Consider the following 12,692-nt stretch of genomic DNA (forward strand, 5'->3'; position numbering starts at 1 on the left):
ACTTCTAATTTAGATCTAATGGTCAGCACAACGTCTTTTTGCAATTGTTGTGATGACCATGACCTAATATAGAAAAGACAAAAATCTTTTCTTTTAACTCAATGCAAGTTCTTGACTGCAAGCATGCTGATTCACGCCTGCAAAAGCATTTATAAGTGCTTGAATAGAAGCGGTCGCAATATCGGTATCAATCGCGACACCCCAATAACGATTTCCCTGATCATCGACACAGCAAATATAACTAATCGAACGGCTACTGCTTTGTTTTCCAAGAGTATGTTCAAAATATTCTGCAATCGAAATTTTATAAGGCCATTTGCTATTTAATGCTTGTACCGATGCGGACAATAAACCATTGCCACGTCCAGTCAAATGCATCACCTCATTTTGAGATTGCAATGAGATTTTGACTTCAAACAACTCCTGATTTTTATGTGATTGGTAATTGGAAAGTTTAAATCTTCGATCTTTTTCGGTAATGCCATAGTTTTGACAAAATAACTGCCAGATTTCAGCATGAGAAAGTTCGCGCTTGCTCGAATCTGACTGATGTTGCACCACTTGGCTAAAATCTTTTTGCAAGTTTCTCGGTAAATCAATGCCATGATTTTGTTGTAATACCCAAGCTGCACCACTCTTACCAGATTGACTATTCACCCGAATCACTGCTTCATAGTTACATCCCAAATCGGCAGGATCAATCGGCAAATAAGGTACTTCCCAGTAAGCATGGCTTTGACTTTCACGCGCTTTAAACCCTTTTTTAATCGCATCCTGATGGCTGCCCGAAAAAGCCGTAAAAACCAATTCACCCACATAAGGATGTCGTGGATGAATCGGTAATTCATTGCATTCTTGGACAATTTCAGCAATCGCCTTGATATCTGAGAAATCCAAATTGGGATGAACCCCTTGGGTATACATATTTAAAGCAATATTGACCAAATCCACATTACCCGTTCTTTCACCATTGCCAAATAAACAACCTTCGACCCGATCTGCACCTGCCATCAAGGCAAGCTCAGCCGTTGCAACGCCCGTACCGCGGTCATTATGCGGATGAATACTGATACAAACCTGATCACGCTGAGAAAAATGCTGACAGAAATATTCGATTTGATCGGCAAAGATATTCGGTGTGCTGACTTCAACTGTGGTCGGAAGATTAATAATCATGGGACAGTCGATACTGGGCTGCCAGACCGCTGCGACTGCCTCACAAATTTCCAATGCAAATTCAATTTCAGTAAAACAAAACGTTTCAGGTGAATATTGATAAGTCCATTTCGTTTCTGGATGCTGCATACACAACGCTTTAATCTGCTGGGTTGATGCAACCGCCAAATCAATGACTTCCTGCTTGGACTTTTGGAACACCACGCGACGAAAAACTTCAGCCGTTGCGTTATAAACATGAACAATCGCTTGTTTTGCGCCATGCAAGGCTTCAAATGTACGCTCAATCAAATCTGATCTTGCCTGTGTCATCACTTGAATACAGACATCTGCGGGAATCTTGTTTTGTTCAATCAAATAACGGACGAAATTAAAATCTGTATCTGATGCAGCAGGGAAAGCCACTTCGATTTCTTTAAAACCACATTCGACAAGTAACTCAAAAAATTTAAACTTTCTTGCATGATCCATCGGGTTAGCAAGTGCCTGATTACCATCTCTTAAGTCTGTGGAACACCAAATCGGGGCGTGGGTAATTTTCTGACTGGGCCAAGTTCGCTCAGGAAAATCCAAAAACTCAAATGGACGATATTTATTTTGAGGATAATTTAACATGCTGTGTCATCTCTATCTGGGGAATAAAAACAGCATGCTCAATCTGATTTTGTCTTTCATTTGAAAAATAGACAACTTATATCGAAAAACGGACAACTTAATTGAATTTTTTCTTTAAATAAGCTGTCGGGGTTAAACCCATTTCTCGTTTAAACATATAGGAAAATGCACTTGGGCTTTCATAGCCCAAATCTAAAGCAATGTTTAAAATCGGTTTTTTCATTTCCAAATCGGTCAAAGCCTGTAACAACTTGGCTTGTTTCAACCATACGCCAAAATTCATATTCATCTCTTTTTTAAATAATCTGGAAATGGTTTTGGCACTGACATGATATTGCTGAGCGAGATCTTCTAAATGATTCACTGTACCTAGATTATTTTTAATACTTTTACAGATGTCTTTAAGCACCGCCGATTGTGCCTCGGGCAATTGAAATGGCAATTCTTCCAAAAAGCGGATTTCATCAAGGATGAGTTCTAAAAGCCGTTCATTTCGGGTATGTGGCAATATTTCATCTTTAATCTCAATCGCCTGATTAATCAGTTCAGATAAGAGTTTTGGAATAGCAACAACGCTACACTCGGTATTGAAATCGGCTCGAGCAAAGGGCTCAACAAAAACGCCTCGGGCTTCCACTGTGCCAAAGATTTGAATGGAATGCTTTTTATTTTCTGGAATCCAAATCCCTTTTGAAGGTGGAATGACCCATATTCCTTCTTCAGTACCGACATGAATAACACCTGACAAGGTATGCAACAGTTGAATACGGTCATGCTGATGCATCGCTTCCATATACCCATCTGTATAAGATTGCGCATAGGCGTAAATGGGATAGTTCAGTTGACCGTGACAGTAGTGCACAAGTTCTCGAATATTAAAAATGTAGAAGAATATCTTATCTGGAAAATTAAGCAGGAATCAAAGTAAATAAATTTTAGAAAACAGTGCAACTGTTAAATTAGCTGAAAGCGTATTTGTAATCTAGCGGAATGCTAACGCAAAGCAACAGCTCAATAATGCACGCGTGAAATCAAAGCCTATATGCTAGATATAAATCAATTACCTGTAGGCACTGAAAGTAATGCTGTTTGACAGGTTATTTTATTCATATGCATGCCTTAGGATTATCGAGTGTCATCTTTTCTGTATCACGATAAATAATAGAAAGTTCGGGGTATTTCAGCTGAATTTTTTATTCCCCAATTTCATTCATTAAAAACTGACTTGTTTCAAAGCCAGTTTTTGAAATGGCTTGAATGCTTGAACATGATCAGCGCATTTTAATTCATTTTAAATGCAAGATTGAGTATCTGTATCTCACGACTTTAGATGCAAAAAAAGACACCTAAAAAGGTGTCATAAATGCATAATGCTTCAAAAGCATATTAAGATCATGCTTAATGTTTCTAAGCTTTCATCGCTAGAGTTTGACAATAATTCGGCCTCTGACTTTTCCATCTAGAATTTCATGCGCAGCTTTCAGACTCTCTGCTAAAGAGATTTCTGTTGTTAGGGCATCCAATTTTGTTTTATCCAATTCTGTAGCCAGACGCTCCCATGCCTCTTTTCTTAATTCGATCAGTGCCATCACGCTATCAATTCCATATAAGGTAATCCCTCTCAAAATAAAAGGAGCAACCGTCGCAGGAAAATCCATTCCCCCTGCCAGTCCACACGCAGCAACAGCACCGCGATATTTGGTTGCAGCACAGGCATTCGCCAAAGTATGGCTACCCACAGTATCAATCACACCTGCCCAAATTTCTTTATTCAGTGGCTTTCCTGGCGAAGATAATTCCGCACGGTCAATAATTTCACTCGCACCTAAATACGTTAAATATTCAGATTCCTGAGGTCGACCTGTTGAAGCGGTAATCTCATAACCAAGATGGTTTAAAAGAATAATGGCAATACTACCTACTCCACCATTTGCACCCGTCACGAGAATTTTTCCATCGCTAGGCTTGATACCATGCTTCTGCAATGCCATGACACACAGCATAGCGGTATACCCTGCTGTTCCAATGATCATCGTATCTTTAAAAGAAAAGGCAGAAGGTTTCTGGATGAGCCAATCCCCTGACACAGTCACCTGCTCAGCCAGCCCTCCAGAATATTTTTCACCAACGCCCCAGCCATTGAGTAGAACTTCGTCGCCTTCTTTCCATGCTGGATGTTTTGATTCAAGTACCACACCTGAAAAATCAATACCTGGGATCAACGGAAAACTACGTACCACTGGTGAACGCCCAGTAATCGCTAAAGCATCTTTATAATTTAAGGTTGAATATTTGACCTCAACGGTTACTTCTCCTTCTTGCAAAGGCTTTGGGGCAATCTCTGCAATTTTTGACATGTAACCTGCTTCATCTTTCGTGATGACGATACCTGTGTACATAATAAAACTTCCTCTCTATTTAATTAGACTACTTGTCTAGAATTAAGTAAAAATAAATGCAAACATCTGCATTCATTTTTTACTTAATTTTTAATATGGTTGAGCTGTTCTACTCCGACAGCAAATAAACGATAAAATGCATCTAAAGGACTAGGGGATTTGACCAAGCGTGCTCTCAGAACTGCACCTTCCCATCCAATCCAAAACTGATACGCAGCTTCATCACAATCAGATTGTAGATATTGCAAATCAGACTGATGCAGACAATCGGAAACCATTTTCTCCCATACCTTAAAGATACTTTCGATTCGGGCGATGATCTCAGTGGGCAAATAAGCAACTTCTTGACCGAGGTTCCCCAAAATACAGCCGCGTTTAAAGTCGTATTTTTGCAACTTCTCACCTGCATCTATTACAAAATTTTGCAGCCTTTCTAATGGGGAAAGATCAGTTTGACTTAAAAACTTATTTAATCGTTTCACAAAATAAAGCTCATAAGCATCTAAGACTTCTAAAATAAAAGCCTCTTTATTTGAAAAATAATGATAGAAAGACCCTTTGGGAACTTGGACAGATTTCATGAGATCGTCCAAACTCATGGCATTCATTCCACGTTCGGTCAGTAACTCGATCCCTCGACGGATTAACACTTCTTTCGTGTCTGCATAGTTACAACCATGTTTGGTTGGTCGACCACGTGGTCTTTTAGGTAAGGAAAAGTTATTCATACAAATAAAATAGACTACCTATCTAGAAATATCAACCGAAATTCAGTTCATCTTGGTTTCTTCAAAAACAAATTCCAGCATACTCATTTCAATATTTTTATATAAGTTAATAACTTAAATAAAAAACACATCCAATTTCCCCCCACTAAATCTGCTTATTGAGCGAATCAGACGAAGACAAAAATTCAAAAGGTACTTATAAAGCTCATATTGGTTTAACTTTTTTTATTAAGTATAGATGCTAACTGATCAACGTATCTCCTCAGTGTGACTTTAAAACATCAACGAAAGAATGCTTATAAATTTTGAGTCAAAAACCAGTCAATATTTAAACCGTTATTGCCGATCTATATACTATAGGGTACTATACTATAATAGTCTGAATGGATGAAATTTATGCCAAACCAAGTTGAAGATAAGAAAAAGATTCTTCTACGCGTCAGACGCATCATAGGTCAGGCTCAAGCAATTGAAAATGCTTTAGAAAACAATGTGGAATGTAATGCAATTCTGCAACAAATTTGTTCTGTGCGTGGAGCAATTAATGGTCTAATGAATGAGATGTTAGAAATCCATTTAAAGGATACCTTAGTGTCAGGCGAAACCACGGAAACTGAACGAAGTGAAGAACTGACCCATATAGCCAAAATTCTTAAGTCATATTTAAAATAACTTTTATCAGGAGATCCTCCATGAAATCACGTGCTGCCGTTGCATTTGGCCCTGGCGAACCCCTTAAAATTGTTGAAGTTGATGTTGCACCACCAAAGAAAGGTGAAGTTCTCATCAAGATTTCTCACACGGGTGTATGCCATACCGACGCATTTACTTTATCTGGTAGCGACCCTGAAGGCGTTTTTCCAGTCATTTTAGGTCATGAAGGTGCTGGGATTGTTGTCGAAGTTGGTGAGGGTGTTACAAGTGTAAAACCAGGCGATCATGTGATCCCACTTTATACAGCTGAATGTGGCGAATGCCTATTCTGTAAATCGGGTAAAACCAATCTGTGTGTTGCAGTTCGTGAGACTCAGGGTAAAGGTTTAATGCCAGATGGCACCACCCGTTTTTCTTACAATGGTCAACCTATTTTCCACTACATGGGTTGTTCAACATTTAGTGAATACACCGTCGTTGCTGAAGTTTCACTCGCAAAAATCAATCCTGAAGCGAATCCTGAGCATGTCTGTTTACTCGGCTGTGGCGTAACAACAGGTATTGGTGCAGTCCATAACACAGCGAAAGTACAAGAAGGCGACAGTGTTGCAGTCTTTGGTTTAGGCGGTATTGGTCTTGCTGTCATACAAGGTGCGCGACAGGCAAAAGCAGGTCGTATTATTGCGATTGATACCAATCCAGATAAATTTACGCTCGCAAAAGAATTTGGTGCAACAGACTTTTTAAATCCTAAAGATTTCGACAAGCCAATTCAAAACGTGATTGTTGAAATGACAGGCTGGGGAGTAGACCACTCATTTGAATGCATCGGCAATGTTAATGTTATGCGTTCTGCACTTGAATGTGCGCATCGTGGTTGGGGCCAATCTGTCATTATTGGTGTTGCGGGTGCAGGTCAGGAAATTTCGACTCGACCATTCCAGCTTGTTACAGGTCGCAAGTGGTTAGGTTCAGCATTTGGTGGCGTAAAAGGTCGTTCGCAACTTCCTGGTATGGTTGAAGATGCGATGAAGGGCGACATTCAACTTGAGCCATTTGTAACACATACCATGGATTTAGATCAGATTAATGAAGCATTTGATTTAATGCATGAAGGTAAATCTATCCGTTCTGTGATTCATTACGAATAATCGACATCCCCTGCTGTTCTTTTCCATGCACATGCTCAATGATCGCTGTGCATGGATACCACAATTCAAAAATCATGTGCTATAGACTTATTTCATAAGTCTTTTTCTAAAAATAAATCATCATTCGTACTCGCCTCCACTTGCGGAACAATGCTCCTTATCCCCAAAGTAAAAGGAACTTTTAATCTCAATTTAATTCAGCATTAATGACCATTTTTTAATTTATGAATGCAATCTTATAAAAATATATTCAGCTTTATAACAATTTGCATAGGCTATCTGGCATTCCACATCTATGATCAATTCTCTTGGTTTTATAATAGACTTCTTTTAATTATTTCACCTAGAAATAATAGCTTTAATTATTTGATAATACTATGAAAAATTTAATTTTATATATAAAATATCAATTCCATGTCAATAATCTAAGTTATTATAAAGTCTATAGGCTTTATATCGTGAAGTTAACGACTGTGCGTCTAGTTGAAAACCACTGATCTATGGATGGATTATGAAAAAATAGAACTTTTAACCAAATTAGTCATTGGTACTTTTGAAATAACTTTAAGCTCTCTCCGATTATCTTCGAAAATCAAATTTAAAGCTTATTTCATCTTAAGGTTTAATTTTTAAAAGTAATTTTATTAGACTTCTTTCATAAGTCCTTTTTATTTCTCCCTCTAGGAGAAAAATAAAGAGGGTGTAAGTAATTATGAAAGAAGTCTATTGAATTATCGAAGGAATACAAAATGGATAAATTACAGTGCATGGAAGCATTCGTACGTGTTGCTGAGTGTGGCAGTTTTATTAAAGCGGCTGAACAACTTGGTGTAACTCGATCTGTGATTAGTAATCGTATCCAACAATTAGAAAATTTCATTAAAGCCCCATTGTTCCACCGAAGTACCCGTTCTGTAAGACTTTCCGATATTGGTGAACAATATTACAGAGAGTGTGCAACACTCATCAAACAATTCGAAATTCTCGCAGATGAAATGGCACATGCGACTTCAAAAATGCAAGGTCGGTTAAGAATTCATATGGCACCAGGTTTTGCTATTGATTATTTTGGACATCTTCTCACAATCTTTTTAAAAGAATATCCAGACTTAAATATTGATGTAGCTGTAAATGATCGAGTTATTGATCCAATTACAGAAGGTTTTGATATTGTTTTTCAAATGTTTCCACCAACAGGAGAAAGCTTAGTTGAACGCAAGCTATTTAATGTGAACCGCATATTATGCTGTTCTCCCGAATATTTAAATAACATTAAACATATTCAAGAGCCAGAGCAGTTAAAAGAAATTTCTATAGGATATTATTCTAGTTCACCAACACGCAATAAAATCCAATATTTAAAAAATACCAAATTCCATGAAATGGAAATCAATACTCATCTACTATCATCTTCAACTCATTTATTGCGTGACTTTGCACTAAGCGGTGGCGGTGTTGTTTGCCTTCCTACTTTAGTTGCGCACAAATACTTAATGAACAAACAACTCGTAACCGTATTGCCTGATTATCCAATATTAAATTATGGATTACGCGCAGTTTTTCCAGTGAACTCCAAAAACCTCTCAAAAATCCGTAAACTTCTAGATTTTTTAATCGCTCGACTAGATATCATCCCTAGTTGGGATATCGAATTAATCAATGCTAAATACTTATCTGAAAAAGTTAAATTTTTTGAATAATCAAAGCCATCTCACAAACAAAATGAATTGACACTCAACGTTGGGCATATATGCCATACCTAAATTTTGAGATGCATAAAGCTTTTGATTATTTGAGAGTCTCGGAAGCATGAGCTCGGTCACAACACAATAGCTTCCTTAACATGGCATAGCATATATGTACTACAATGACATGATTCAAGCACATGAAAAAATTATTAAGAAATTGAATTAATTAATATTTTTAATTGTCCTGAAACCAACATGGCTGATACCGAGGTCAATTTCCTGAGGCTGTCTGGCTGAAGCACGATAACGATGGCAATAATTATCTGCACACAGGAATGACCCTCCTTTAATAGTATAGAAATTAGATGTAGGCTTTTGGTGGGCAGTAAGTTGGCTCATACCCATATGGTCATCGTGGTTTCCTGACCATGGGCTCTTGGTATATTCCCAAACATTACCAATCATGTCATAGAGACCAAAACCATTAGCTTCAAAACAACCCACAGGCGCGACATCAGCAAATCCATCTGTAGCATCGTTGTGATAAGGGAAATCACCCTGCCAGACATTGGCATTCACATGTTTCATATCAGCACTGATATCTCGTTTATGGGTAAAACCTTTCGCTGCATATTCCCATTGTGCTTCTGTCGGCAAATCCCGACCTAACCAATCTGCATAGGCAATCGCATCTTTTAATGTCACCATCCGTACTGGTTCATTTGGCTTGATTTGACGACTGACATTTGGACCCCAAGGGTGTTTCCAGTTTGCCCCTTTGACCAATTTCCACCAGCCTAAGTCTTTGACTCTCTCTTTCGGCTGTACAAATACGGCTGCATCGCCTTGCTGCTCTGCCTGAGTAACATAACCTGTTGCTTTTACAAAGCTTTGAAACTGAGCATTGGTGACTTCTGTGGCATCCATCAAGAAAGGTTTTATGGTACGCTCACTGTTATAGAGCGCTTCTTCTTCAGGGTAACTGTCGTTATTTCCGATCTGGAATGTTCCACCTGGAATTTTAACCATACCCGCATCAGGTTGTTTGCCCCAATTCTTAGGTAATCCTGAATATTGCTCGCATTGGGTTTTTCCGCCTAACTTTACTGGATCTGCTTGATCGGTATGAGAAGGAGGTGAAGGTGTACTGCAAGCAGAGAGTAAGATACTTCCTGCTATGGTGAAGTGTTTAAATAAATTCATCATCCCTGATTGCCTATTTCATCTATGTAACTGATTAAATCTCAAAGCTTAATCACAATAGAATAGTTATTAGACTTCTTTCATAAGCCCTTTTTATTTCTCTTGCGCTGCATTGCAAAATATTTCAATTTGCTCAGGGAGAAAAATAAAGAGGGTGTAAGTAATTATGAAAGAAGTCTATTCTATTGTGATTACATTTTTGAATCATTCACCAGCATTTACTAAATTTGCAGGTCCAACACATGTATTAAACAAACAATTCACTTGACCATATTTATGTCGAGCTGGCGCTGTGACTACACCAACATGTTGAGCATATTGATCCCAGTCTTTTGCTAATTTTTTCACGATGTCAGGATGTTGAGCGGCAACGTTGTGCAAGTAACTTGGGTCAGTCTTACGGTTATACAGTTCCCAAGAACCTGTGCCATACGGTGGTGCCTGCAACTGTAATTTCCAATCCCCTCGGTATAAGGCACGACGTGTATTGAATTCCCAACCAAATGATCTTTTAGGTAATTTTTGATTTTTAAAAATTGGTAAGAATGAAGAGCCTTCCATTTTTAAAACTGGGTGACCATTAAATGTTGTTGGGTGTTGGGTGTGAGTGAGTTGTAAAATACTTGGTACAAAATCTTCAACATGGATGAAGTTCGATTTAATCACCCCTTCTTTTACCAGTTTTGGATAACGGATAATCGCAGGGACATGAATACCACCATCGGCCAAGAAGCTTTTAAAATATGGGAATGGTGTTTCTGAAACCTGTGCCCATTGTGGCCCAAGCATGACATAGGAACCTTTTCTACCCATATTTTCCAGACTGTTGTCAAAATTCTTGTCTACCCAGTCACGTATTCCATTTTTACTTTCACTTACCGTTTCTGGTGTGGCTCCTTCTGCGCCATTATCTGACATAAAGAGAATGAAAGTGTTGTCTAGCTCGCCAGATTTTTTCAAATAATTGATGACGCGACCGATGTTGAAATCCAAGTTATCAATCATCGCTGCATAAATCTGCATGGTTTTGATTTGCTCAGCTTTTTGAGCTGGTGTCAATTGATCCCATGCTGGTAATTTATCAGCCAATGGAACATTGGCTTTGGTTCCCTTCGGAATAAGACCTAAAGCAATTTGTCGTTGTAAGCGGTGACTACGGATATATTCATAGCCTTCTTTATAGGAATTTTTATATTTTGCTAAAAATGCATCGGGTGCTTGTAACGGCCAATGTGGTGACGTGTAGGCTAAATATGCGAAGAAAGGCTGACCTTTTTTACGATCATTCTTCAGGTAAGACAGCATTTTGTCGGTATAGTAATTGGTCGAGAAAAAGTCTTTAGGCAAAGAGACTTCTTTACCATCTTCCATATAAAGCGCTTTATAGTGACCAGGCAAGAGCGGTTGAGCATCCATATGGCTTGCACCACCTGGGATCAAGGCAAAGGATTTCGTAAAGCCTCGTGCTGAAGGAATACTGTCTGGGTTTTTGCCTAGGTGCCATTTTCCAGCCATAAATGACACATAGCCTTGAGAATCTAAAATTTCAGGTAATGTCATTACTCTTTGATTCAACGAACCTTCATAACCATCTTTACCACGTTGTTCTGGCTCCAACAATTCAGCCATGGTACCAAGACCAGCTTGGTGGCTATCATTTCCTGTAAGTAGCATTGAACGTGTAACTGAACAAGTCGGGCCTGCATGGAAGTTGGTTAGAAGCGCACCATCCTGTGCCAGTTTTTTAATATTTGGGGTTTTAATTTCACTACCAAATGGTTCTGAATCTGAATACCCTAAGTCATCCGCAAGAATAATCAACACGTTTGGTTTTTTATGTACAGCGGCATTGGCTAAAGATGCACATAATAGTGTCGGGACAAATAAAGTCGCGAGTGCCAATTTTTTAATTACCATATCAAATCCTTGATGAGAATTAATTTTTTGCAAAATCCATGCAAAACTGTATATAGAAAAGTACAAAAGAAAAATGACTTAGAAGCAACTTCAGTGTTCACATTTTTCGAACAATAGTGCATATAAATATTTTCTATTTTGATGTTAATTCTATGACTAAACATTATGTTCTAGATGGTCTATCTGTATATATTGTGTGATTTATAACCAAAACTCAATGTGCTATTAAATTTAATCTTTTGATTTATTTATATTTAATATGATTATCATCCAATCAATCAGGACAACAGAAAGAGATGATGATCATCACTTTGTCTTTCAAAGTCCCTGTTTTCAGGCTTACCTACTAAATATGCTGAAATTTTTAATGTTTTCTATATAAGCTTGAGGAAATACATATTCAAACACTGAATAGTTTTCTATTTTATAAGCATCTTTTAGCTAAAAATTTGAGTCAATTTATTGGAAATTTCTGGAGAAAACTTTCAATGCTTAAGATTTTTTCTAGTTCAGCTTAGGATTTCTGAAATTTTATATAAATTCTTTCACTTTAAGAATTTAAAACCTTTCTTTAAAAATTAAAAATATACATATATTCAAAGATATATCTACTATAGCTAAGTAAAATTCAAAGTATTACAGATGATTTTGAAATCAACTATGAGTCATTATCTGCTTATCAGCTCTATTATAAAAAAATTGATAACTCAGGTTGTAGAAATTTTATCCTATAAAGGATTCAATTTAATTAAATACATGAAATTTCAAATGTTTTATAAAAATAATCGCTTTCAACAATGAAAAAAAGGAATATTCATACAACTTATTTTCTTGAAGAAATTGCACTTATTTTCGTGCTTTTTTTAATCGGCTATATGACTATAAATAGGTGCTGGAACAGTACTTCTCCTACTTTTAGCACACATTTTTTAATTAATTTTCCTTTTCTGAACACACCTCGGTTCATCAAATTGGAAACTCATGAAGCCGTTTTACACATAGCCGAAAATGGATTAAGTGATGTCTAACCTTTCATATGTAAGTCAAAGTAGTACTGCATGGAATAATTATTTGCAGCAGTTAAAACGTGTTGAACCTTTCTTAGATGAGTCCATTCGTGATCGTCTAGATTTTCTTCGTCACCCCAAGCGTTCCTTAATT

General features: G+C 37.5%; 9 protein-coding genes. 3 read left to right on the top strand and 6 right to left on the bottom strand.

The window, feature by feature from the left end:
* Positions 1–93 precede the first annotated feature (93 nt).
* The 4 genes from leuA to C1A47_RS13270 all read right to left on the bottom strand — a co-directional run bounded on the left by leuA (position 94) and on the right by C1A47_RS13270 (position 4,918).
* Positions 94–1,791 (bottom strand): 2-isopropylmalate synthase, encoded by a 1,698-nt coding sequence (leuA, locus tag C1A47_RS13255; RefSeq protein WP_111895495.1) that lies wholly within the window; start codon positions 1,789–1,791, stop codon positions 94–96.
* Between the two features lie 97 nt (positions 1,792–1,888).
* Positions 1,889–2,653: an AraC family transcriptional regulator gene (locus tag C1A47_RS13260; RefSeq protein WP_111895496.1), complete on the bottom strand. Its 765-nt coding sequence runs from the start codon at positions 2,651–2,653 to the stop codon at positions 1,889–1,891.
* Between the two features lie 559 nt (positions 2,654–3,212).
* Positions 3,213–4,190 (bottom strand): MDR family oxidoreductase, encoded by a 978-nt coding sequence (locus C1A47_RS13265; protein ID WP_111895497.1) that lies wholly within the window; start codon positions 4,188–4,190, stop codon positions 3,213–3,215.
* An 83-nt stretch (positions 4,191–4,273) separates the two neighbouring features.
* On the bottom strand, positions 4,274–4,918 hold the full coding sequence (locus C1A47_RS13270; RefSeq protein ID WP_111895498.1) for a TetR/AcrR family transcriptional regulator: 645 nt from the start codon (positions 4,916–4,918) through the stop codon (positions 4,274–4,276).
* Positions 4,919–5,314: 396 nt separating this feature from the next.
* Here C1A47_RS13270 and C1A47_RS13275 point away from each other — a divergent pair, with 396 nt between their 5' ends.
* The 3 genes from C1A47_RS13275 (at position 5,315) to C1A47_RS13285 (ending at position 8,423) form a co-directional block, all read left to right on the top strand.
* Positions 5,315–5,590, top strand: a complete 276-nt coding sequence (locus C1A47_RS13275) for a metal/formaldehyde-sensitive transcriptional repressor (protein ID WP_111895499.1) — start codon at positions 5,315–5,317, stop codon at positions 5,588–5,590.
* A gap of 20 nt (positions 5,591–5,610) precedes the next feature.
* On the top strand, positions 5,611–6,723 hold the full coding sequence (locus C1A47_RS13280; RefSeq protein WP_111895500.1) for an S-(hydroxymethyl)glutathione dehydrogenase/class III alcohol dehydrogenase: 1,113 nt from the start codon (positions 5,611–5,613) through the stop codon (positions 6,721–6,723).
* A 749-nt stretch (positions 6,724–7,472) separates the two neighbouring features.
* Positions 7,473–8,423, top strand: coding sequence for a LysR family transcriptional regulator (locus C1A47_RS13285; protein WP_111895501.1), 951 nt, complete (start codon positions 7,473–7,475; stop codon positions 8,421–8,423).
* Between the two features lie 210 nt (positions 8,424–8,633).
* Here the strand turns inward: C1A47_RS13285 and C1A47_RS13290 are convergent, their stop codons facing one another.
* Both C1A47_RS13290 and C1A47_RS13295 read right to left on the bottom strand, forming a co-directional pair.
* Positions 8,634–9,614, bottom strand: coding sequence for a formylglycine-generating enzyme family protein (locus tag C1A47_RS13290; protein WP_111895509.1), 981 nt, complete (start codon positions 9,612–9,614; stop codon positions 8,634–8,636).
* Between the two features lie 204 nt (positions 9,615–9,818).
* The gene (locus C1A47_RS13295; RefSeq protein ID WP_111895502.1) at positions 9,819–11,531 is read right to left on the bottom strand and encodes an arylsulfatase; all 1,713 of its coding nucleotides are present in this window, start codon (positions 11,529–11,531) and stop codon (positions 9,819–9,821) included.
* Positions 11,532–12,692: the final 1,161 nt, after the last annotated feature.

It is taken from the genome of Acinetobacter sp. MB5, assembly GCF_003261585.1.
In the GTDB taxonomy this organism is placed as follows: domain Bacteria; phylum Pseudomonadota; class Gammaproteobacteria; order Pseudomonadales; family Moraxellaceae; genus Acinetobacter.

What these genes read in the sequence shown, in the direction of transcription:
- leuA (WP_111895495.1), bottom strand. Translation starts at nt 1,791, where the DNA reads ATGTTAAATTATCCTCAAAATAAATATCGTCCATTTGAGTTTTTGGAT.
- C1A47_RS13265 (WP_111895497.1), bottom strand. Translation starts at nt 4,190, where the DNA reads ATGTACACAGGTATCGTCATCACGAAAGATGAAGCAGGTTACATGTCA.
- C1A47_RS13270 (WP_111895498.1), bottom strand. Translation starts at nt 4,918, where the DNA reads ATGAATAACTTTTCCTTACCTAAAAGACCACGTGGTCGACCAACCAAA.
- C1A47_RS13275 (WP_111895499.1), top strand. Translation starts at nt 5,315, where the DNA reads ATGCCAAACCAAGTTGAAGATAAGAAAAAGATTCTTCTACGCGTCAGA.
- C1A47_RS13280 (WP_111895500.1), top strand. Translation starts at nt 5,611, where the DNA reads ATGAAATCACGTGCTGCCGTTGCATTTGGCCCTGGCGAACCCCTTAAA.
- C1A47_RS13285 (WP_111895501.1), top strand. Translation starts at nt 7,473, where the DNA reads ATGGATAAATTACAGTGCATGGAAGCATTCGTACGTGTTGCTGAGTGT.
- C1A47_RS13290 (WP_111895509.1), bottom strand. Translation starts at nt 9,614, where the DNA reads ATGAATTTATTTAAACACTTCACCATAGCAGGAAGTATCTTACTCTCT.
- C1A47_RS13295 (WP_111895502.1), bottom strand. Translation starts at nt 11,531, where the DNA reads ATGGTAATTAAAAAATTGGCACTCGCGACTTTATTTGTCCCGACACTA.